The following is a 21,338-nucleotide window of genomic DNA, read 5'->3' on the forward strand; positions in this document are numbered from 1 at the left end:
TATCGAATTCGTCACCCGTCCCGACGCACCGAGCAGTACCCTCTGGTTCCGAGCTCCGATCGATTGCGGCCGTTCGTCACCGACACGGGCGGAGGTGGGTTCGCGTCCCGACTCTCAGGAAGATCTATGACGACACCTGCCTTGGCTCATAAGCCCTCTCCCAGGTCACCGCGGCGCGGCGCCGACGGTGATTACGGCCGTTTGCTGCGCCGGATCTCCGCCGCCGGACTGATGGGGCGGCGACCCGGCTACTACGTCGTCCGGCTCAGCGCCGTCGGGCTCGCGTTCGTGGCCGGTTGGGCGGCGTTCGTCGTCGTCGGTGACTCGTGGTGGACGCTACTGATCGCGGCGTTCATGGCCGTGACCTTCGCCCAGGTCGCGCTCGTCATGCACGATGTCGCGCACCGTCAGGTCTTCCGGTTGCGGCGGCCGACGGAGATCGTGGGCCGGGTGGTCGGCAATGCCGGCATCGGCCTCGGCTACGGCTGGTGGCAGGACAAGCACACTCGCCATCACGCGAATCCCAACCACGAGGAACTCGATCCCGATGTCGCGCCCGACATCATTGTGTGGTCGCAGCAGCAGGCCCGGGCCAGCCGCGGACCGGCCCGTCTCATCGGGCGGGCACAGGCGTTCCTGTTCTTCCCACTGCTCCTGCTGGAAGGCCTGAACCTTCATCTGGCGGGTGTGCGTGCGCTCAAGAATCGGTCGATCAAGAACCGCGTGCTCGAGGGGGCGCTGCTGTTCACCCACTTCGCTGTCTATCTGGGCGCGCTGTTCGCGGTCCTGCCCGTCGACAAGGCACTCGTGTTCTTCGTCGTCCACCAGGCGCTGTTCGGGGTGTACATGGGGTGCATCTTCGCCCCGAACCACAAGGGCATGCCGACCCTGACCGGTGACGAACGCCCCGACTACCTGCGCCGCCAGGTGCTGACTTCCCGCAATGTCCGCGGCGGTGTCCTGACCGATATCGCTCTGGGCGGGCTCAACTATCAGATCGAGCACCACCTGTTTCCGAGCATGCCGACTCCCAACCTGCGGCATGCGCAGGTGATCGTCCGCGATTACTGCGCCGAAATCGGTGTGCCGTACCACGAGACGGGGCTGATCGCCTCCTACCGCGAGGCGCTCACGCACCTGCACCGTGTCGGTGCGCCGCTGCGGGGCGCCGACACGGTGCAGGTCGCGCAGCAGTAGTAGGTTTCGACGACGGCCGGACCGGGCCTGCGGCGCCGAAACACTCGGCGCCGCAGGCGAATATTCGAGCACCGGCCAGCGGATCACCATCGCGGCGCCCACCGGCATGCGACCGTCGGATCCGCGGGGTGACCGGTCTGTTCGAGGCGGCCGGTGGGCGCTGCGGAGTCGGTGCTGGAATCCGCGGCCCGATCACCGACTGCCGGGGGACTCCGGTCACAAGGGCAGCAGATGATGCTTACGCGGGTAGCGGATGACCTTCTTGTCGCGGAGCAGCTGCAGCGCCCGCCGCAGCTCCAGCCGGGTGGCCGACGGCTCGATCACCGCGTCGATATAGCCGCGCTCGGCCGCGACCCACGGGGTCGCGACGGTGGCGTTGTAGAAGTCGATCATCTGCTGCCGCAGTGCGGCGCGCTGATCCTCCGGGGTCGCGTCGAGGACCTTGCGCTGGGTCAGGCCGACGGCGCTTTCCGCGCCCATCACGGCGATCCGCGCGGTGGGCCACGCCAGATACACATCGCAACCGAGTGCCTTGGCCCCCATCACGGCCCAACCGCCGCCGTAGGCTTTCCGCACCACCACGGTCACCTTGGGCACCGTGGCCTCCACGTAGGCGAACAGGAATCGGCCGCCGCGTTTGATGACGCCCTGTTTCTCCTGTTCCACCCCGGGCAGGAACCCCGGAGTGTCGACCACCAGCACCAGCGGGATCTCGAAGGCGTTGCAGATGTGGATGAAATGCGCGGCCTTGTCACCGGCCTTGGCATCGAGCGCGCCGGCCAGCACGGTCGGCTGATTGGCGACCACACCCACCGGCCGGCCGTCGACGCGCGCGAAACCGGTGATCAGGTTCGTGGTAGCGGCCGAGCCGATCTCGTGGAATTCACCGTCGTCGAAGATCCGCAGCAGTACGTCGTGCATATCGTAGACAGCGTTGTCCGAGTCGGGGACCAGCGCGTTCAGCGTCAGATCCGATTCGGTGACCGCCGGCTCCAGGCCGGGGTTCACGACCGGCGGTAGCTCGGAGAAGCTCGACGGCAGGTAGCTCAGATAATTGCGGACCCAGGCGAACGCCGCCGCCTCGTCCTCGGCGATGTGGTGGATATTGCCGTAGGCGGCCTGGTTGTAGGCGCCGCCCAGCTCCTCCATATCCACCTTTTCGCCGATGGCGTCCTCGAGGATCTTGGGGCCGGTGACGAACATATGCGCGCTCTTCGTCGCGACCACGACATCGGTGCAGATCGGCTGATACACCGCACCGGCCGCGCAGTTGCCCAGGATCAGCGACACCATCGGCACCGCGCCCGACAGCGGTTCCATCATGGTCGCCAATTCGCCGTACCAGCGCAGCGAGGTCACGGCCTCCTGTACGCGCGCGCCACCGGAATCGTTGATACCGATCAGCGGGCAGCCCATCTTCCCCGCCAGGTCCATGATCGCGGCGACCTTACGGCCGAACATCTCACCGATGGTGCCGCCGTACACGGTCTGATCATGGGAGAACACGGCGACGGGCCGCCCGTCCACCAGGCCCCGGCCGGTGACCACACCGTCACCGTAGAGAGCGTCGGGATCGGTGGGATTGCGTACGAGAGCACCGATTTCGACGAAAGTACCCGGGTCCAGCAGCATCTCGATGCGGTCGCGGGCGGACGGTAAGCCCTTACGTGCTCGTTTGGCGGCCCCCGCCTCGCCGGCCGGCTCCTGCGCGATCTCCAGCTTCTTACGCAGGTCGGCAAGTTTTTCGGCGGTTGAATTCATCGATGACATCCAGATTGTTGAGCAGGAGAACCACACCGTGATCGGGGGCGATAGCCACCGTACCCGGACGCGCGGAGGTCCGGGGTTGTGAGCTTTCACCGACTGCCGTTCGCACCGGGTCAGTTGCGGATACGTGTGGTGGGCAGTGTTGTGGCGGTCCCCGCATCGTGTGGGGCCGGACGCAATACCTTGACCCTGCCCCGAGGGCACGGTGTGCAGTGGTGGTCGGCAGGGCAGTTCCTGTCGCACCGCATCGGGGAGGTTTGGTTATGGTCCGGAAACGGAAGGTCGCCCGTGGCGCGGCCCTGATGGCAGTGCTCGGTCTCACCGGCGCATTGGTGGGGGCGCCGCCGGTGGCCGCCGAACCCGCGGCGCAGGTGCGGTGGGGCGCCTGCCCCGCGGATGTGCCGGCCGCACCACCACAGTTGCAGTGCGCCACCGTACCGGTGCCGCTGAACTACGGCGAGCCCCAAGGTGCACAGATCGAAATCATGATTTCCCGGCTGGCGAGCACGAACCCGGACAAGCGCCGCGGTGTGCTGTTGCTCAACCCGGGCGGTCCGGGCGGGACCGGCCTGGATCAGCCCGGTTTCCTGGCAGCTCAGGGGCTACCGCCCGACGTGCTGGACAGCTATGACCTGATCGGAATGGACACGCGCGGAGTGGGACATTCTGCGCCGGTGAGCTGTGGTTTCACCGATGACCAGGCGTACTTCGGCAATATCCCGCCGTATGCGGTGGACGATGCGGCGGTCACCGAGCAGGCCGCGGTCGCCCGGGGAGTCGCCGAACAGTGCGCGGCCAATGATCACGATGGCCGGTTGCGGCAGTTGTCGACGGCGAATATGGCCCGTGATCTGGACCGGATCCGCGCCGCGCTGGGTGAGGACAAGGCGAGCTTTCTCGGCTACTCCTACGGCACCGCGCTGGGTGCCGCGTACGCCTCGATGTTCCCCGAACGCGCCGATCGGGTCGTGCTCGACAGCAATATCGGCGATACCTTCCTCGACCACGACGGGATGCGCAGGTACGGCCGCGGTATGGAGGAGACCTTCCCGGACTTCGCGAAATGGGCTGCCGCGCGGCACGATACCTACGGTCTGGGCCGCACACCCGAGGAGGTGCGCGGGACCTACTTCACCCTCGCCGAACGACTCGACGAGAACCCCGTGGACGGGATGGACGGCGGCCTCTTCCGGTTCGGCAACTTCTTCACGCTCTACCGCGAGGCGTTGTACGAGCCCACGGCGGAGAGTTGGCGGGCGCTGCTCGAAACCGGGACTGCGGGGCCCGCGGCCGGCCGCCCGCCGGGTACCGGTGCGCCTTCGCCCAGTGATAACGCCTGGTCGGTCTTTCTCGCGGTGACCTGCAACGACGTCGAATGGCCCGAGGATATCCAGGCCTACCGCCGCGCCGTCGCCGAGGACCGCGAGAAATACCCGCTCTACGGGGCTGCTGCCGCGAACATCACGCCCTGCGCCTTCTGGCAGCTCGGGCCGTCGGAACCACCGGCGCGAATCGACGCAGAGGGCCCGGCCGACGTCCTCATCCTGCAGAACCGGCGCGATCCGGTCACACCGCTGCGCGGCGGCGAGTTGCTCGACGAGAAGTTCGGTGAGCGGTCGCGGCTGGTAACCGTCGACGGAAGCGGGCACGGGGTCTACGTCCTCGGCACCAACTCCTGCGCGTCGGAGGTGGCCACTGCCTACCTGGTCGACGGCACTCTGCCCGAGCAGGACGTAACCTGCGAAAAAGCGGACTGAGCACTCCGGGAAGAGTTCCGGGCAGAACACCCACGACATGGTGGACGAGGAGGGAGCAATGGCGTGGAGTACGCGCCGGCTCGCCGAACTGGCGGGTTCGACCGTCAAAACCATTCGCTATTACCACGAGATCGGGTTGCTCGACGAGCCGGAGCGCCGCTCGAACGGGTACAAACAATACGAGGTCGCGCACCTGATCCGGCTGCTGCAGATCAAACGATTACGTGAACTCGGGGTTCCGCTATCGCAGATCCCGGCGACGGGCCAGGCAGGCGACGAGTCGGATCAGGCGCTTCGCGTGCTGGACGCGGAACTGGAAGCAACGGTCGATCGGCTGAACCGCATCAGAGCGGAGCTGACAGTGCTCATGCGCCATCGCACGCCCGCTCATATCCCACCGGTTTTCGCACCGACGATCGCACAGGGCGTGCCCGAGGCGCACCAGTCGATGCTCATGGTCTATTCGACCGTTCTCAGCGAACGTGCTCTGAAGATGCTCCAGGAGATGCTCGCCGAACGAGACTCGGTCGACGTCGAATTCGAGAACCTGCCCGCCGACGCCGACGCCACCGTCATCGAATCCCTCGCCGAGCGGATGGTTTCCTCGGTTCTGCGGAGCCGGGAGAAGCATCCGGAGTGGGAGGATTTGGCAGCGGATGCGCCGGTCGGCGCAAAGAACGCCGCAGACACCATCGCGCAAGCGATGTTCTCGCTGTACAACATGGCGCAGCTACGGGTGCTGCACGAGCTGAATATCCGGCTCGTGCGGTTGCGGCTCGACTGACTTCGGGAAGGAGGGCCGGCGACCGCTGCGCGGACAGATCGAGTACCCGCCCGAGACCCCGGAAGGGCCCCGGCCGCCCTCATCCGGCCGGGGCCCGGCCGAGCACCGCAGGGGTTTCGGGCCATGGCGATACGCAGCGGTGCCGCTGCGGCTGTCAGTCCACCCGGACTGCCACGGTGGCGTCGAGTTCTACCAGCGCCCCCTGGGGGAGCACATGGGCCGGTAGCGCGGTGCGCGCATGCCGGCCGGCATCGCCCAGAACGTTTCGCAGCAGCCGGGAAGCTCCATCGGCCACCGTCGGCTGATCCACGAAGTCGCGTGAGCTCGCGATATGGATATCGAGCTTCAGGATCTGGCGGATATTCGCCAGCCCGACGGCGTCGTGCATCCGGGCCAGCAGGTTCAGTGCGGCGGTTTCGGCCGCGGCGATACCGTCCTCGACGGTTGCGGTTTCACCCAGGTGGCCGCGCAGGATGTCTCCCGTGGCGGTTCGTGAGATCTGCCCCGAGATCCACAGCATCTCGCCCCAGCGGGTGCTCGCCTCGTACGCGTAACGAGGTGGGCCCAGGACGGGCAGTTCGAGGGAGAGCGCCGCCAGGCGTTCTTCTGTATCAGTCATGGTTCTTCCGATTCGACGGCCGTGCGCGATATGCCACGCGCGTGCGTGCGGAGGTGCAGCGAGAGACGCGTCGGCGCGCTCATCGTTTGCTCACGATGTAGGTCCGGTCGCGCCCGATGTACCACAGATCCTCGGTGCCGATCGCCGCATTCTCGTAGCGCCAAGGGATTTCGGCAGCGCCGTAGGAGCCGATATCGAGGACATGTTTATAGCCGGGCCGCAGCTCGTTCGCGAACGATTCCTGCTTGCCCATGAGGTGCCCGACATTGCGTTTGCGGTATTCGGTATCGAAGTCGATATCCGTTCCCAGCATGCCGATCTCGACCATCCGGTCGAGGTGGGGTGCCAGATAACGCAAGGTCCCCTCGTGCACGTCCTCGCAGATCACACCGGGTCCGAGTTGTCCGATGATGCCTTCGCGCACCACATCGAAGAAGAAGCTGTAGGCCTCCTTGGCGGCGGGCGTCCGCGGTAGCGAACGGGCCATATCGGAGGTGGCCACGGTGACCCCGTCGATAACGATGCGTACCCCGGCGTCGAGCTGGATACAGGTCGTCTCCGCATTGATCGGGTAGTCGACGGGCGGTCCGGGGAAGAGCATCCGGTTCGACGAGTGCAGATTGGTGAAATACGGTTCCACACCGACCGGGATCTCGTTCGCCGTGCGGAATTCGGCGATCTTGTCCACGTACACGGCATAGATATCGAGTTCGGAGAACGAATGCCCGGCATCCAGGCCTGTTTCCGCCCAGGCCAATGCCTCCTCGATCGCGAAGACGCTCGCCCGCGCGGCGATCACCTGGAACGCGAGATCTTCGTGATCGCGGATATCGCGCCAATGCCCCAGGTCACGCGAGACCGGCACCAGCTGGGCATGCTCACGTTCCAGTTCGCGGGCCAGGCCGATACCGATCCACTCGTCTTCCACCCCGGTGCGCGGGCCGCGGGCGAGTTCCCGCACCGCCGCCCCGATGGAGGGGAATCGTCCGACCGGTGCACCGGGCCCGGCGGCACCGCCTTCGGGGACCAGCACGAGGAGTTTCTCCGAGCCGGCCAGCCATACGGCGACCGCGCCGTCCGGTTGGGCGAAACCGGTCGCTTCGGTGAAGTTCGGGGGCGCGGCGAGGAGCAGCGCATCCAGCGAGCGGTCGTCGGCCAGGGAGCGCAGCGCCGAGTACCTGCTGTCCTCGGTGGTGGTGAACTCCTTCTCCAGACCCGCGAGATGTTCGACACCGTCGATGAGCCGGCGTGCGGTCTCGACCCCGGTCGCGCGCCATGCCGCGAACCGGCCGAGTACTTCGTCCGTATCGATCTCGTAGGCGGTTACCGGGGTGGGATCCTGATCGGCAACGGACAGGTCCACCGATCCGGCCAGCGCGAGGTAATGGCTGTAGACGACATCCGCCGACAACTGCACGCCCGAACCGTCTGCCAGCTCCCGGACCAGGTCGGTGAGTGAAGTTGCGGCGGGAGTATCGGCGACGATCCGGGGGTCGATGGTCACCCAGGGCGCGTAGAACTTGATCCGGTCCTTCGGGACCCCGGCCGACAGCGCGTTGCCCTGCTCCTGCTGGCGTACGAGCAGGAACTCCTCGTCGTCCGTGCGTGCGATCAGTGGGGCCACCAGCGGATAGGAATCGAGGCGGATCGCGGAGAACAGCAGGCTTTTACGTGCCTCGAGCCCGTAGGCTCGCGCGACCTGGCCGGCGTCGGCGGTGATACTCAGCATTGCTTCCCTCATTCTCTCGGGATTCGGTATGGGAGAAAGGTTTCGGAGCCGCGGGTCAGCTGATACCGGTGGTGACCCCGATATGGGATTCGATCTCCGTGACGTAATCGGAGAAAACCGGGGAGAACCGGTGCTCTTTGCCGCGCGGCCGCGGCAGGTCGATCGCGATATCGGCGACGATCCGGCCCGGCCGCCCACCGACCACGACCACCCGGTCTCCGAGCCAGACCGCCTCGGAGATGCTGTGCGTCACGAACAGGACGCTGCATCCGGCGGCCTGCCAGATGCGCTGGATTTCGAAGTTCATCGAATCGCGGGTCATGGCGTCGAGCGCGCCGAACGGCTCGTCCATCAGCAGCAGTTCGGGGCGGGAGACCAGCGCGCGGCAGATCGCGACCCGTTGCTGCATACCGCCGCTGAGCTCGTAGGAGTATCGGGTGGCACGGTCGCCGAGGCCGACCATCTCGAGGAGTTCTCGGGCATAGCGGCGTGATTCGTCGGTGCGGGTGCCGCGGAATTCCAGTGGTAGCAGCACATTGTCGATGTTGTTGCGCCACGGCAGCAGTACCGGGCTCTGGAACACCATCGCGATATCTTCCAGACCGTCGTTGATCGGCCGCCCCTTGACCAGGATCTCGCCCGCGGTGGGCTGCTGGAGTCCGGAGATCGTTTTCAGCAGGGTGGTCTTGCCGCTGCCCGACTGTCCGACGATCGAGACGAATTGTCCCGGCTCGACATGGAAGTCCAGTCCTTCGAGAACGGTGTTGTCGTGTCCGTCCCGGGACCGGTAGGTCATACCGATGTTGTTGACCGAGATGGCGTATTCGTTGTTCATAAGGCCCTCTGTCCGGCTGTTACGGCGCTTGAACGGTCTCGTCGCGGTGTAGCGGCGCGAGAAACTCGTTGGTGTAGATATCGGCTGGGGAGAGGTCGCTGTCGGCCGGCAGACCCAGGAACTTCCGGGAGATATCGATCATGTTCGCGACCCCCGCATCGTCCATGACCCCGAAGTTGTTCGCGGCCTCGCCGGTACCCCAGTTCAGGGAGCACTGTTCGCGGATCGCCAGGGTGACGGTGTCGGTTTCGAAACCGCTGACCTCGTTCCGGAAATCCTGTGCGGCCTCCTCCGGATGCGCGCACGACCAGAGAAAGCCCTTCTGCATCGCCCGGTTGAACTTACGCACCTGTTCGGGCTTGTCGGCGAGTTTCTCGTCGGATACGACGATGCCGTTGCCGTAGAGGTCGATGCCGATATCCGCCCATTTCAGCACGACCGCTTCACGGCCGAGTGCGTCGATGGCCGGTTCGTCGGAGACATACAGGGCGAGATTGGCATCCCACTGCCCGGCCAGCAGTCCGGGAATCTTCGACCCGCTCGAGGCGTGCACGACGTTCACATCGCCCTCGGCGAATCCCAGCTTGCTCATCGCGTACGGCCACATCGCGGTCATTGCGCCCGCGCCCTCGGTGGCCAGGGTTTTACCCCGCAGGTCGTCCCAGCCCTCGATACCGGTATCTCCCAGGGCGACGACCGCGTAGGCCGACCTGGCCTGCAGCAGATTGACCTGCTTCACCGAAGCTCCCCGGCCCTGGCTGATGATGGTGCTGCCGAAATCGGCGAAGCCCGCATCCACCTTTCCGGTCTCGACCGAGGTGACCGTATTGGTCGAACCCGACCCCGGCATGATGGTGATGTCGAGCCCTTCCGCCGCGAAGAAACCACGCTCGACCGCCGCGAAGAACGGTGCGTGCTTCGGCAGATAGCCGACGTCCATCATGACAGTCATCGAGTTCTCTCCACCGCCGCTCGTACAGGCCGGCAGTGCGGCGACCATGATCGCCCCGGCGATCGCGGCAAGTATTCGCCTCGAATTCCGCATCCGATTCTCCGATCCCCTGGTCACTTCGCGTGGTTCTTCCACGGGACGAGCTTTCGTCCGGCGAGATCGACCAGGAAGAACAGCGCCAGCGCGATCGCGGCGAGAACGATGAACGCCGCGAACATCGAGGGCAGATCGACCTGACTGTTGGCCAGCAGGATCACATAGCCCAAGCCCTTCGATCCGGCGATGAACTCACCGACCACCGCGCCGCCTACGGCGAGCGAGATGGAGATCTTGGCCCCGGAGAAGATCGAGGGCAGCGCATAGATCATTTCGATCTTCGTCATCTTCTTCCACGACGACGCCTTGTTGATCCGCGCCAGTTCCTGTAGTTCGTTGGGGACCGAACTGAGACCGTCGTAGGTGTTGATCACCAGGGGAAAGAACGCGATCGCCATCGCGACGAAGGCCTTCGATTCGAAACCGAATCCGAACCACACGATGAACAGCGGCGCGAGCGCCACCTTGGGGATCGTGTCGATCGCGACGAGTGCCGGGTAGAGGAAGCTGCGAATCGTCGCGGAATAGTGCAGTGCTGCGCCGCACAGAACACCCAGCGCCGTACCGAGCGCGAAACCGGCCAGTGCTTCTTGCAAGGTGACGAAGGTGTTGGTCGCGAAGTACTCGGGGCGTTCGATCAGCTCGGCGAACGCAGAGACCGGACCGACCAACAGGAACTCGGGTGGATCGAAAATGACCACCAGCAGCTCCCAGACGACGAACAGCCCGGCGATACCCGCGACCGCTTTGGCCGCGGTCACGAACGAATCCCGCCCGAACATTCTCGGTTTGGACCGGCTCACCTGAGCGGGGCGGGTCGCTGGTGCAGCGGTGGGCGGGCGCGCGGCCTCCGTATCGACCTCAGGAACGGTCATCGCGGGAGCTCCCCTCGAAAGATGTGCAGCGTGTGGAGAATGCCGCGGACCGATTACCGGCCGGTCCAGGACGAGACAGTGAACACCGCGGCGGCGCGGTGGCGGGACGAGGGGATCGGCGAGGGCGGAGTGCCGGTGACAACAATCGAGATTTCATGTGGATCCTCACAACATCGGAAGGGTGCGACAGCCGCCGGCTGCGGTGCTCCGGCAGATCGCTACGTCAGCCGGGGGACAGCTCGCCCCGTTCGACTTCGCCGTCGACGCGTCGCCATACGCCGACCGGATTGTCGTCGCACACCTCGGCCGGCAACAGCGCCGCCGGCACGTCTTGATACGCGACCGGACGCAGGAAACGTTCGATCGCCAGCGTCCCGACCGAGGTGCTGCGCGCATCGGTCGTGGCGGGGAAGGGGCCGCCGTGCACCATCGCGTGCCCGACCTGGACCCCGGTGGGCCAGCCGTCGAACAGGATACGACCGGCCCGTTCCTCCAACATCGGCAGCAACGTGGCAGCCAGCGGAAGGTCCGCGGAATCGGCGTGCACGGTGGCGGTGAGCTGGCCTTCCAGCGCCCGGACGGCCGCGATCAGTTCGCTGGTATCCGCGCAGCGGACCAGCAGTGACGTCGCGCCGAAAACCTCGGTTTGCAGCTGCGGGTCCGCGATGAATGCGGTGCCGTCGACCGTCAGCAATCGGGCGTTTGCGGCTGCGGCGCCGTCTGGGCGCGTTCCCCGGGCGAGCTCCGCGACACCATTACGTGCGGCCAGGGCCGTACCCGCGGCTGTGTAGTGGCCGGCGATATCGCCCGTGAGCATGACCGCTCCGGTGTTCGCGGTGACGGCGTCGGCGGCCGCCGTGGTGAACGCGTCGAGGCCGGGACCGTCGACCGCGAAGATCAGCCCGGGATTGGTGCAGAACTGCCCGGCGCCGAGTGTCAGCGATTCGACGAACGCGCCACCCAGAGCGGCGCCACGTGCAGCCAGGGCGGCCGGAAGCAGCAGGACGGGGTTGATACTGCTCATCTCCGCGTACACCGGGATCGGTACGGGGCGCGCCGCGGCCGCGGCCGCGATCGCCAGCCCGCCCGCACGCGACCCGGTGAACCCTACGGCCCGGATCCGCGGATCGCTCACCAACCGGGTGCCGATCTCGTATCCGCTACCGACGAGCTGGGAAAACGTACCTTCCGGCATATCCGTCGCAGCGGCCGCGTCGGCGACCGCCCGGGCCACCAGTTCCGCGGTACCCAGATGCGCGGGGTGTGCTTTGACCACCACGGGGCAGCCCGCGGCCAGCGCGGAGGCAGTATCGCCACCGGCGGTGGAGAAAGCCAACGGGAAGTTGCTCGCGCCGAATACCACGACGGGGCCCAGGGCGATCCGCCGTTGGCGGATATCGGGACGGGAGTTGTCGCCGGTCCGCCCGGCATCGATCCGGGCGCCCTGCCAGGTTCCCGCCCGCAGTTCGGAGGCGAACAAACGCAACTGTCCGGTGGTGCGACCGACTTCGCCGGTGAGCCGCGGCCGGGGGAGTGCGGTCTCGGTATGTGCGCGCTCGACCAGCGCGTCGCGGCGCTCGTCGAGCAGGTCGGCGATGTGTTCCAGGAACCGGGCCCGCTGCTCGGCCGGCAGTCCCCGGAACTGGGGGAACGCCCGGTCCGCGAGGGCGCACGCCCGGTCGATCTGCTCGTCCGAGGCCGCACGGTAGACCGGTCCGACCACCTCGCCGCTGCGCGGATCGCTGACCTGTATCTGTGCTCCGGTGCCCAGGACGAGTTCGGTTCCGATGACCATGGTGCCGGTCGGTTGGGGGTGGGGGCGGTCGGGCACGGGGGCCTCCTTCGGCTTCATCACTTATCGCTGGCGGGATATCGGACGGTGCTCAGGCGGTGACGGAGCGCGAGGTTTCGATGACCTTGTTCAACATCGCCATCTCGGTTTCGTCCAGATCGGTCAGCGGCGGGCGCACCGGGCCCGCATCGTGCCCGGTGAGTTTCATTCCGGCTTTCACAACGCTGACCGCGTATCCCGCCTTCCGGTCCCGGATCGCGGTATAGGGGAGCACGACCTCGTCGAGCAGCCGGCGCACGGTATCCCGGTCTCCGGCGCGCACCGCCTCGTAGAAGTCCAGGGCGAATTCGGGCAGGAAGTTGAAGATGGCCGAACTGTAGGTGGTCACGCCCAGTTCCAGGTACGGCAGCGCGAACGTTTCCGCTGTGGGCAGCCCGCCGATGTACACGAGCCGGTCGCCGAGCCGGGAGTGGATGCGGGTGATCGCCTCCAGGTCACCGATACCGTCCTTGTATCCGATCAGGTTCGGATGGGAATCGGCGAGCTCAGCGAGTGTTTCCGGGGTGTAGACCGCGTTCGCCCGGCCGTAGACCACCACGCTGAGCGAGGTGGCCTCGCAGACCGCGCGCACATGGTTGCGCAGGCCGTGGGCCGACGATTCGGTGAGGTAAGGCGGGAACAACAGCAGCCCGTCGGCCCCGGCAGCTTCCGCGTCGCGGGCCATTTCGATGGCCTGAGCGGTGCCGTATCCGGCCGGGGCGAGGATCGGGGTGGACTCGGGAGCGCTCTCGGTGGCCGCACGTACCACCCGTCCCACCTCCTTCGGGGTCAGGGAGAAGAACTCCCCGGTGCCGCCGGCGGCGAACAGGCCGGCCACCTGGTACTTGCCGAGGCGGACGATGTTCTCCCGGTAGGCGGGCTCGTCGAACGCCAGATCCCCGGTGAAATGGGTGACCGGGAACGACAACAGACCGGAACCGAGCTGTTGGGCCAGTTCGGTCGGTGTGAGGGCGGACATCAGGGCTGCCTCCTGCGCATAACGGCTGTTCGTTAGTGAATGCGACCACAGTAAGAAACCGGAGTGATGCATGTCCAACACTCTTTCCGCATGCATCAATACCTATTATGGATCGGTGTTTACGCTGAATCAGCTGGAAAGCTTTGTCGCCGTGGCCGAGACCCTCCACTACGGACGTGCGGCGGAACGACTGTCGATCAGCCAGCCGCCGTTATCGCGCCGGATCCAGTTGCTCGAGCGTGAGCTGGGGGTCGAGTTGTTCGACCGAACCGGCCGCGCGGTCCGGCTCACCACCGCGGGCCAGTCCTTCCTCGGCGACGCCCGGCGCATCCTCGGGCTCTCGGAACAGGCGACGCTGACGGTGCGGCGGGTACCCACGGGGGAGACCGGAACAGTGGCGATGGGGTTCACCGCCTCCTCGGCGCATTCGGTGCTGGACGCGTTCGTCGCGGCGGCCCGCACCCGATTGCCCGGTGTCGACCTGGTCCTGCGGGAGCGGGTCTCCGGAATTCAGCTCGAGGAGTTGCGCTCGGGCGAACTCGACTTGGTCCTGGTGCGGCCACCGGTCCGTGGCGCCGAACTGGTGCATCGTCTGCTGTACCGGGAACCCCTGCTGGCAGCGATACCGGCCGAGCACCCACTCGCCGCGCCGGATCACAGACTGCATGTGCACGACCTCGACGGTGAACCTTTCGTCATGTACTCGCCGGCGGAGGCGCGCTACTTCTACGAAGTACTCGTCGGCGTTTTCCGCAGCGCCGGAATCGCGCCACGGTATGTCCAACACCTCAGCCAAGTGCACACCATCCTGGCCTTGGTGCGTGCCGGGCTCGGGCTGGCGCTCGTCCCCCGGGCAGCCGAGGCATTCGGGCTCGACGGTGTCGTCCTGCGCCCGGTGCACGGGATCGACGGCGAACCGGTCGAACTCGTCGCCGCCTGGCGCGCCGACGACGACAATCCCGCGCTGCGCGCCATCCGGGAACTGCTGCTGGAAGTGGCCGACCACGGATTCTCGAGCAGATGAATTCCGGTGTGATCGTTCAGGTGGCGACGAACGTGACTTCGGTGAGCTGGGACTGCGCGAGATCGTCATGAGACCGGGATACGTCGCCGCTCGGCATCGTGGCCACCCCCGGGACCCGCCCATCGGTTCGGGGTGTTTACCGACGGACTGGCTTTTTATTTTTTCTGACGTATGGTCGAAGTCAGTCGGATGGAACTTCGGAAAACAGGAGCGACAGTGGCTGACAAATCGCGCGGAAAATCGCTGAAGAAACCTTCGTCGACCATGAAGGAACGGCGGGCCGAGAAGCGCGAACGGCAGGAGAGTGCGACGGTTGTCGTGCGAAAGAGGAAGCGTTGAGGGGTATCTCGGAAACTCACCGGGACAGCGTTCGGTGCCGGTACTGAGCGGTTTCTGGACGGAACTACGGTCAGTGCCCCCACCTGTGGCGCAGTAGAGCGGGATATTTTTCGCGGCTCATCCAGGTAACCGTATTTTCTTTGCAGGTTGTGCCTGCTATTGCACGACGCAAAACAGTTCACGGCGATCCGCCGTGCAATTTTTATTTCAGGAGTAACAGATGAATGCATCGGGAATTGTGGACCGAAGAAACGACAAAGGAGCCGGATTCAGCACGGCCGAGATCAAGTCTCGAATCGAGGCGATGTTCGATGACCGCACCTACCCCCTACCCGCAGACAGGCACGACAGTCGTGATCACGACGAAAAAGAACCCTGAGGAACGGACAGCACTCCGGTCGTGGCGCCGCATCTCCGATCTTCCGGCGGTGCCCGAGCCGGGCCGGCCGGTGACCGAACGCCCGGTGGCCTTCGCCGATGCGATCCTCACCGATATCAATCGTCGTGGTATTCCGGCGAGTTACGCAGCAGTACCGCGTATTCCGCGATCGCCGCTCGGTCCGTCCGCGGTTCCACAACCCATCACCGTCGGGCGGCGGTCGGGTACGGAAGCGATCGTCGTCGTGATCGATCGGTCGCTGGTCGACCACCTGTTCGGCAGGTCCGGGGATGGCCGGCCGAACAGGTGGTTACGTTTTCGGTCGGCGCCGGCGCGATCGTACGAGAACCTGCTGTGTGAGCAGGTGATCGAGACCGCCACCGCGGTCGATGCCCGCCGCCTGCTCATTCTGTGCGACGCCGAGCAGGCCTCCAGGTCCGAGCGGTCGCGCGCGATCCGCTGGGTTCGCGAAGTGGCACATCGCATCGACTACGAGTCCTCGATCAACGGCCTGCTCGACCTCGGCGCCTCGTACCTCATACTGGTCGCTGATGTCGAGGCCGGTGCGGCCGCACGGTCGGTTGCCGATTGGTACCGGACCGGAGAGGTGCGATGCACCCGCCTCGGCAGCGGCGGAGGGGATTTCGGTGCCGCCGTCATCGACCGGCGGGCGGCGACGCAGGCGGACGAAGAAACCACGGCCGCCGTTGACCGGCGAGTGCAGGGGCTGTAAGTTGCCGAACATGCTTTTGTTCTTCGTGCGCCTGCGCCCCGAATAGTCGGCGCACTCCTCCGGCCCTCCGGGGCCGGACTCTATTCCGAACCGCCGAGAGTTGCGGGTAGACGTGTCGCCGACGGGTAGTGAACTTCTCCACGAAGGACTTCACCATGTCTGCGTATCCCTCTGTAAATTCCTCGACGAGCCCAACTTTCGTTCTCGTGCACGGATCCGGCACCAGTTCGTTCATGTGGGCGCCCCTGCAACGTGAACTCGCGTTGCTCGGGCACCGCTCCTACGCCGTGGACCTGCCCGGTCACGGTCTCGAAGCCCAGTACCCGGTGGCGTATCAAGCGCCGCAGGACTTGGCTGCGCTCGCCGATACGCCGTCGACGCTGGCCGGGGTGACCCTCGACGACAACGTGGAGCGTGTCGCCGAGGTGGTCACCCGGTTGCGCGAGCACGGGCCGGTGATCCTGGTGGGCGCCAGCCTGGGCGGGGTCACCATCACCGCTACGGCCGATCGCCTCCCGGAACTCGTCGACGGGCTGGTGTACATCTCGGCGTGGGCGTGCACCACCCGGCCCAGCCCGGTTGCCTACATGTCCGAACCCGAGTTCGCGGACAGTCTGCTACCCGGTTTGGCTCCGCTGAACGTGGGGGACCCGGCCGTTCTCGGCGCCGGTCGCGCGAACTACCGGACAGCGGACCCGGAAATGTTGCGGGCGTTGAAGGAAGCCACCATGGCCGACCGGTCGGACGCGGAATTCATGGCCTTCCTGAACATCCTGCAACCCGACGAGTCGATCGAAGTGATGGTCGCCCACGCCACCGCGAACCCGGCCACCTGGGGCCGGATCCCGCGGACGTTCCTGCGGCTCACCGCGGATCGATCCCTGCCGATCGCCATGCAGAACCGCATCATCGCCGACGCGGACGCCCTGACCCCGGACAACAAGTTCTCGGTGCACACGCTGGACACCAGCCACGCCGGGTTCATCCACCACAGTGCCGAGGTCGCGCGGATGCTGACCGCGGCCGGCTGATCGAGTAGGTGTGCGGTGTGGTCTGCGGCCACACCGCACAGCATCGACGCGGACGGTTATGCGAGCATTACTCATGGAATCGGGTAATGCTACTCATGTGGTCCAGCGGGGGGATGCGCGAGCGTGGAGACATGTTCAGTTCTTCAGCTCTCAGACGTACCGCGCTTTTCGCGAGTTCGGCCGTGGCCGCGGCGGTGGTGACCGGATGCGTGGACCCCGATACAGCCGGTAAGCTCACCGAAACGTCCACTCCGGCAACCACTACCGTGTCGGCCGAGCCCACGATATCTACCGAGTCGCCGATACCGTCCGGCGCACCTGTTGTTGGTACGGCGAGAATGGAAGTGAGAGGTGGCACCGGCCCGGCGACGATCCGCTATTCGATCAACGGCGCGGCCGAGCAGGTCGAAACCGCTGTGATGTTGCCGTGGACGAAGGAGTATCCGGTCTACGACCGGGTTTCGTCCTACGTCAGCGCTGAGGGTGCATCGATGTGCACCATCATCATGGATGGTAATAAGTACGTGGCTTTCCAGAACGAACCCGATCCGACCTGCGACTTCGCCCACTGGGATTAATCGCGCCGGTTTGCCGGTGGCGTGCTCCGGAGCCGCCGGGCTGTGGGTACTACGCCAGTGTGGTCTGGTGTTCCTGCCGGTAGGGGATGTGCTCGTCGCCTCGTCCTTCGCGTAACTTCCGGACCCATTCGGGGTCGGCGAGCAGGGCGCGGCCGACAGCGACCAGATCGAATTCGCCACCTGCATGCTGTTCCAGCAGGCGATCGATACCGGTGACGTTCGAATCGCCTTTACCGCTGAAGGTTGTGGTGAACACCTTGTCGAGACCGACGGATCCGACGGTGATCGTCGGCAGTCCGGTGATCTTCTTGGTCCAGCCCGCCAGCCCGAGCTCACCGTCGGCGCCGGTCAGCTCGGGGAAGGCCGGTTCCCAGTGCCTGCGCGTGGACGGGTGCAGAACATCGACACCTGCTTCGGCGAGCGGGGTGAGCACACGGGCGAGTTCGTCGGGCGTGGCCGCGATACGTGCGTTGTAGTCGTTGGATTTCCACTGCGAGTACCGGTACACGATCGCCAGGTCGGGGCCGACGGCTTCGCGGATCGCCGCGACGACCTCGGCGGGAAACCTGACTCGGGCCTCTAGCGAGCCGCCGTACCGGTCCGAGCGGAGATTCGTTTGTTCCCAGAAGAATTGATCGAGCAAGTAGCCGTGTGCGCCGTGTAATTCGATACCGTCGAATCCGGTGGCTTTCGCGTTGACAGCGGCGGTGACCCAGGCGTCGCGCAAGGTCTCGAGGTCGGCGGCGGTCAATGCGCGACCGGCCGGGGTGCCGTCGAGTCCGAGCCCGGACGGGCTGACGGATTCGACCTCGGGGTTGAGCTTCGGTTCGTTCCCGCGACCGATACCGAGATGCCACAGCTGCGGGATGATCTGCCCGCCCTCGTTGTGGACCGCGTCGACAACCGCTTTCCACCCGGCGAGGCTCTGCTCCCCGTAGTGGCGCGGTACCGCGGTATCGGGTCCGGCGGCGGGGTCGGGGATGTAGGTGCCCTCGGTGATGATCAGTCCCACGCCGCCTGCGGCGCGGCGGCGGTAATACTCGGCGACGTCCGCAGTCGGGATTCCGTCCGGCGAGAACATCCGGGTCATCGGCGCCATCGCGAAGCGATTGCGCAGGTGCAGCGACTTCACCTCGAAGGGATCGAACAGGGCATCCACGGGCAGCGATGTAGCGGTCACGAGCGGGTCCAACGTCGGCCGATCGGGGGGCTATTCCGCGGTGTGATCGCATTCTCCCCGGTGGCAGGAGAGTGGCCGCCCTCGCCGGGGCCACGCCTGCGGGTTTCGAGGATCGATCCGGCCGGGAGTGATCTGTGACACTGCATCTTCCAAAAGAATTGACCTGAACAATTGTTCAGGTTTCATGATGATCTCACTCGAACTTCACAGCTCCAGGAGGTCATCATGAGCACCACGACCACTACCGCCCGCCCCGCCATCCGCATCCCCGCGCTGAACCGTCCCGTCGCGCTCTTCGGTGCGATCGGTGCCGCCCTGCTGGCCAACGTCGTCGTCTGGTTGATCGGCGCGGCCGCCGGCGGCACCTTCGAGACGACCAACGCAGGTCAGGTGCAGAGTGTGGCCCCCGGCGGCATCATCATGCTGACCGTGATCCCGATGCTGATCGGTCTCGGCGCGGCAGTACTGCTGTCCTACAAATGGATCGGTGTCCTGCGCCTCGCCGCAGTGATCGGCTCGGTGATCGCCGTGGCCACCATCGCCATGACCGTCACCGCCGGTTTCGACACCGCGTCTACGGTCGCGCTGTCGGTCACGCACCTGACATTGGTCCCCGCCCTGGTCGTCGCCACCGAGGGATTGCGCCGCAAGTTGCTCGAAGCGTGATCTCCGCGAACCAGAAGGGCCCGCACCTTTGGGTGCGGGCCCTTCTGGTCGCCGGAGAATCGAGATGATCTCGACGCTCAGGGAATAGGAGTTACCGCGGTGCCGGTCGTCTGCCGGCGCCGCGTACCTGTACCCAGGGACGTGATCACAACGATCACGCCGGCTGTCCCGACGGCTGCCGCGGCGAGCGAAGCCGTTGCGGCCCAGCCGAACCAGTCGACAGCCGCTGCCCCGGCGGCCGAACCGAGACTGCCGCCGACGAAATACACGAGCATGTAGGCGCTGTTGAACCGCGCCGGCGCGGCGGGATCGATCGAGAGCACCGTGCTCTGATTCGCCACTTGTGCAGCGAAGAGTCCCGCATCGAAAAGAGCCAGACAGACCAGCGTTACGACGGTGTCGGTGAGCGTGAATGCCATGATGGCTGCAGCGACTCCGGCCAGTGCCAGGCCGGCCAGAATCACCCGGCCGGAGCCCACCCGGTCGGTCCAGGTTCCGGCGACCCGGGTCGCCAGAATGCCCGAGAGCCCGGCTGCCGCATACAGGCCGATCTGTTCGGCGGAGTAGGAGAACGGCGGCTGCGACAGCGCGACCGCGAGCCCCGCCCACACCGCGCAGAACGCGAAAAACCATATCGCGCCACAAATCGCGGCAATCCTGAGCTGGGTGTATCGCACGAACAACCCGGGTAGCGACCGCAGCATTTCGAAATAGCCACGTTCGCCCACGCCCCGCGCGGCGGGCAGTACCGACATGCAGGCCGCAGCAAGTACCGCACAACACAAGGCGAATACGAGAAGCACTCCACGCCAGCCGATCTCTTCGGCAAGCCAACCACCGGCGATCCGGCCGGCCAGAATTCCCGCCGATATTCCGGCGGTCACGATGCCCAGAATCGTCGCCCGGCGACGCGGCGGTGCGAACCTGCCGGCCACGGAGCTGAGGCCCGCGCCCACCGCCGAGCATGCTCCCACCACACCGGTCAGCAATCCCAGCGACCAGACATCACCCACCGCGGCGCACGCCGCCAGCGCGCCCGACATGACGGCGAACTGGATCGCGAGCACCCGCCCGGGCGGGAAGCGGTCCACCAACGGCACGAGCAGCCCGAGCCCGGCCATGTAACCGGCGGGTCCGCAGGCGAGCGCAAGTCCGACGGCAGCGATCTGCGCGCCCAAAGAGTGCGCCACGTCTGCTATTGCGGGCTGCAGTGGGTAGATCGTGGAAGTGCCGAGCGCGGCGGCGAGCGACAGGAAGAGTACGACGTGGCCCGGTAGTCGATCGCCGACGTGTGGTCTTGTGGTGGGTTCGGTTCTCACATCGACCGACGGTATGAAGCCACAGGTCGCGGAGCTGGCGGGATTACGACATCACCGTTGCGGGCCATATCGGCGCCCGGCCGCCAGGAACGAATCGGTAATGAATACGAGGCGGTGCACGATCATCCGGGCATGACGATCGCACGGAAAATAGCGACGACAGCAGCTGCGGGACTTGTCGGTGCAGCGATGGCGGTGGTAGCGCCGGGCATCGCCGGAGCCGCCGACCCTTGTCAGCTCGGGTGGTCGAATGTGGGGCCGCGGTCCTGCGCCATGAACGAGGTCCGGACGGCTCCGGCGTGGACGCTGGGCAACGGCATCTGCGTCGGCATGCTCAGTGCCGCCGGAGTGGCCTACGACGGTCCGCTAGCTCAGTACCACGTCTTTCCGGGGACTGCGCATTCCATAGAACTGCGGATCACACAAGGATTCTCCCCGCTGGGCAATTTCGCGCCGACTCTCCTCGCTTGCGATGTCACAGCGATCGTCGACTGGCGCAACCTCGACACCGGCCGCAGTGGTTCGGTGAGTCATTTCATCCCTGCGGGCCATACGAGCTACCGGCCGTTCTACCTGCACGTCGATTCGGGGCCGGGGCGCGTAGCGCTCACTGTGCGCACCGACCGCCCGAGCGTTCCGGCGACGGCCGAAGTGTTCGTCCCCTGACC

General features: G+C 66.0%; 19 protein-coding genes. 9 read left to right on the forward strand and 10 right to left on the reverse strand.

Going from position 1 to position 21,338, the window contains the following annotated elements:
- The first annotated feature begins 126 nt into the window (after positions 1–126).
- The gene (locus ON22_RS29130; protein ID WP_033247302.1) at positions 127–1,197 is read left to right on the forward strand and encodes a fatty acid desaturase family protein; all 1,071 of its coding nucleotides are present in this window, start codon (positions 127–129) and stop codon (positions 1,195–1,197) included.
- Between the two features lie 216 nt (positions 1,198–1,413).
- Here ON22_RS29130 and ON22_RS29135 read toward each other — a convergent pair whose 3' ends face one another.
- Positions 1,414–2,958 carry an acyl-CoA carboxylase subunit beta gene (locus tag ON22_RS29135; protein WP_033247346.1) on the reverse strand — a complete coding sequence of 515 codons (1,545 nt, stop codon included), beginning with the start codon at positions 2,956–2,958 and terminating at the stop codon, positions 1,414–1,416.
- A gap of 269 nt (positions 2,959–3,227) precedes the next feature.
- Here ON22_RS29135 and ON22_RS29140 point away from each other — a divergent pair, with 269 nt between their 5' ends.
- On the forward strand, positions 3,228–4,721 hold the full coding sequence (locus ON22_RS29140; protein ID WP_051158244.1) for an alpha/beta hydrolase: 1,494 nt from the start codon (positions 3,228–3,230) through the stop codon (positions 4,719–4,721).
- Positions 4,722–4,779: 58 nt separating this feature from the next.
- Positions 4,780–5,505: a helix-turn-helix domain-containing protein gene (locus ON22_RS29145; RefSeq protein WP_033247348.1), complete on the forward strand. Its 726-nt coding sequence runs from the start codon at positions 4,780–4,782 to the stop codon at positions 5,503–5,505.
- Between the two features lie 154 nt (positions 5,506–5,659).
- Here the strand turns inward: ON22_RS29145 and ON22_RS29150 are convergent, their stop codons facing one another.
- The 7 genes from ON22_RS29150 to kdgD form a co-directional block, all read right to left on the reverse strand.
- Complete coding sequence (locus ON22_RS29150; RefSeq protein WP_033247303.1) at positions 5,660–6,124, reverse strand: RidA family protein; 465 nt, start codon at positions 6,122–6,124, stop codon at positions 5,660–5,662.
- Positions 6,125–6,203: 79 nt separating this feature from the next.
- Positions 6,204–7,853: a M24 family metallopeptidase gene (locus ON22_RS29155; protein ID WP_033247304.1), complete on the reverse strand. Its 1,650-nt coding sequence runs from the start codon at positions 7,851–7,853 to the stop codon at positions 6,204–6,206.
- 55 nt (positions 7,854–7,908) lie between these two features.
- Positions 7,909–8,688 (reverse strand): ABC transporter ATP-binding protein, encoded by a 780-nt coding sequence (locus ON22_RS29160; RefSeq protein ID WP_033247305.1) that lies wholly within the window; start codon positions 8,686–8,688, stop codon positions 7,909–7,911.
- 19 nt (positions 8,689–8,707) lie between these two features.
- Complete coding sequence (locus ON22_RS29165) at positions 8,708–9,733, reverse strand: ABC transporter substrate-binding protein (RefSeq protein ID WP_033247306.1); 1,026 nt, start codon at positions 9,731–9,733, stop codon at positions 8,708–8,710.
- Between the two features lie 20 nt (positions 9,734–9,753).
- Positions 9,754–10,611: an ABC transporter permease gene (locus tag ON22_RS29170; protein WP_033247307.1), complete on the reverse strand. Its 858-nt coding sequence runs from the start codon at positions 10,609–10,611 to the stop codon at positions 9,754–9,756.
- A 223-nt stretch (positions 10,612–10,834) separates the two neighbouring features.
- Complete coding sequence (locus tag ON22_RS29175) at positions 10,835–12,463, reverse strand: aldehyde dehydrogenase (NADP(+)) (protein WP_051158245.1); 1,629 nt, start codon at positions 12,461–12,463, stop codon at positions 10,835–10,837.
- A gap of 31 nt (positions 12,464–12,494) precedes the next feature.
- Positions 12,495–13,421, reverse strand: coding sequence for a 5-dehydro-4-deoxyglucarate dehydratase (gene kdgD / locus ON22_RS29180; protein ID WP_033247308.1), 927 nt, complete (start codon positions 13,419–13,421; stop codon positions 12,495–12,497).
- Between the two features lie 115 nt (positions 13,422–13,536).
- On the opposite strand from kdgD, the gene ON22_RS29185 reads away from it, so the two are divergent.
- The 4 genes from ON22_RS29185 to ON22_RS36425 all read left to right on the forward strand — a co-directional run bounded on the left by ON22_RS29185 (position 13,537) and on the right by ON22_RS36425 (position 17,505).
- Positions 13,537–14,445 (forward strand): LysR family transcriptional regulator, encoded by a 909-nt coding sequence (locus tag ON22_RS29185; RefSeq protein ID WP_033247350.1) that lies wholly within the window; start codon positions 13,537–13,539, stop codon positions 14,443–14,445.
- 650 nt (positions 14,446–15,095) lie between these two features.
- Positions 15,096–15,896, forward strand: coding sequence for a hypothetical protein (locus ON22_RS35035; protein WP_156052455.1), 801 nt, complete (start codon positions 15,096–15,098; stop codon positions 15,894–15,896).
- A 155-nt stretch (positions 15,897–16,051) separates the two neighbouring features.
- The gene (locus ON22_RS29195; RefSeq protein WP_033247352.1) at positions 16,052–16,927 is read left to right on the forward strand and encodes an alpha/beta fold hydrolase; all 876 of its coding nucleotides are present in this window, start codon (positions 16,052–16,054) and stop codon (positions 16,925–16,927) included.
- A 131-nt stretch (positions 16,928–17,058) separates the two neighbouring features.
- Positions 17,059–17,505: a hypothetical protein gene (locus tag ON22_RS36425; RefSeq protein ID WP_033247353.1), complete on the forward strand. Its 447-nt coding sequence runs from the start codon at positions 17,059–17,061 to the stop codon at positions 17,503–17,505.
- 49 nt (positions 17,506–17,554) lie between these two features.
- Here the strand turns inward: ON22_RS36425 and ON22_RS29205 are convergent, their stop codons facing one another.
- The gene (locus ON22_RS29205) at positions 17,555–18,685 is read right to left on the reverse strand and encodes an NADH:flavin oxidoreductase (RefSeq protein WP_033247309.1); all 1,131 of its coding nucleotides are present in this window, start codon (positions 18,683–18,685) and stop codon (positions 17,555–17,557) included.
- Between the two features lie 225 nt (positions 18,686–18,910).
- Here ON22_RS29205 and ON22_RS29210 point away from each other — a divergent pair, with 225 nt between their 5' ends.
- Positions 18,911–19,351 (forward strand): DUF6069 family protein, encoded by a 441-nt coding sequence (locus ON22_RS29210; protein ID WP_033247310.1) that lies wholly within the window; start codon positions 18,911–18,913, stop codon positions 19,349–19,351.
- A gap of 77 nt (positions 19,352–19,428) precedes the next feature.
- Here the strand turns inward: ON22_RS29210 and ON22_RS29215 are convergent, their stop codons facing one another.
- Complete coding sequence (locus ON22_RS29215; RefSeq protein ID WP_063820677.1) at positions 19,429–20,670, reverse strand: MFS transporter; 1,242 nt, start codon at positions 20,668–20,670, stop codon at positions 19,429–19,431.
- Between the two features lie 132 nt (positions 20,671–20,802).
- Between ON22_RS29215 and ON22_RS29220 the strand changes: the two genes are divergently transcribed.
- Positions 20,803–21,336, forward strand: a complete 534-nt coding sequence (locus ON22_RS29220) for a hypothetical protein (RefSeq protein WP_231508783.1) — start codon at positions 20,803–20,805, stop codon at positions 21,334–21,336.
- The last annotated feature ends 2 nt before the right edge of the window (positions 21,337–21,338 follow it).

Source organism: Nocardia carnea NBRC 14403 (genome assembly GCF_000308515.1).
Lineage (GTDB): Bacteria > Actinomycetota > Actinomycetes > Mycobacteriales > Mycobacteriaceae > Nocardia > Nocardia carnea.

Excerpts from the sequence above, each read along its gene's own strand:
- ON22_RS29130 (WP_033247302.1), top strand. The coding sequence starts at position 127 with ATGACGACACCTGCCTTGGCTCATAAGCCCTCTCCCAGGTCACCGCGG.
- ON22_RS29135 (WP_033247346.1), bottom strand. The coding sequence starts at position 2,958 with ATGAATTCAACCGCCGAAAAACTTGCCGACCTGCGTAAGAAGCTGGAG.
- ON22_RS29140 (WP_051158244.1), top strand. The coding sequence starts at position 3,228 with ATGGTCCGGAAACGGAAGGTCGCCCGTGGCGCGGCCCTGATGGCAGTG.
- ON22_RS29145 (WP_033247348.1), top strand. The coding sequence starts at position 4,780 with ATGGCGTGGAGTACGCGCCGGCTCGCCGAACTGGCGGGTTCGACCGTC.
- ON22_RS29150 (WP_033247303.1), bottom strand. The coding sequence starts at position 6,124 with ATGACTGATACAGAAGAACGCCTGGCGGCGCTCTCCCTCGAACTGCCC.
- ON22_RS29155 (WP_033247304.1), bottom strand. The coding sequence starts at position 7,853 with ATGCTGAGTATCACCGCCGACGCCGGCCAGGTCGCGCGAGCCTACGGG.
- ON22_RS29160 (WP_033247305.1), bottom strand. The coding sequence starts at position 8,688 with ATGAACAACGAATACGCCATCTCGGTCAACAACATCGGTATGACCTAC.
- ON22_RS29165 (WP_033247306.1), bottom strand. The coding sequence starts at position 9,733 with ATGCGGAATTCGAGGCGAATACTTGCCGCGATCGCCGGGGCGATCATG.
- ON22_RS29170 (WP_033247307.1), bottom strand. The coding sequence starts at position 10,611 with ATGACCGTTCCTGAGGTCGATACGGAGGCCGCGCGCCCGCCCACCGCT.
- ON22_RS29175 (WP_051158245.1), bottom strand. The coding sequence starts at position 12,463 with ATGAAGCCGAAGGAGGCCCCCGTGCCCGACCGCCCCCACCCCCAACCG.
- kdgD (WP_033247308.1), bottom strand. The coding sequence starts at position 13,421 with ATGTCCGCCCTCACACCGACCGAACTGGCCCAACAGCTCGGTTCCGGT.
- ON22_RS35035 (WP_156052455.1), top strand. The coding sequence starts at position 15,096 with ATGACCGCACCTACCCCCTACCCGCAGACAGGCACGACAGTCGTGATC.
- ON22_RS29195 (WP_033247352.1), top strand. The coding sequence starts at position 16,052 with ATGTCTGCGTATCCCTCTGTAAATTCCTCGACGAGCCCAACTTTCGTT.
- ON22_RS36425 (WP_033247353.1), top strand. The coding sequence starts at position 17,059 with ATGTTCAGTTCTTCAGCTCTCAGACGTACCGCGCTTTTCGCGAGTTCG.
- ON22_RS29210 (WP_033247310.1), top strand. The coding sequence starts at position 18,911 with ATGAGCACCACGACCACTACCGCCCGCCCCGCCATCCGCATCCCCGCG.
- ON22_RS29220 (WP_231508783.1), top strand. The coding sequence starts at position 20,803 with ATGACGATCGCACGGAAAATAGCGACGACAGCAGCTGCGGGACTTGTC.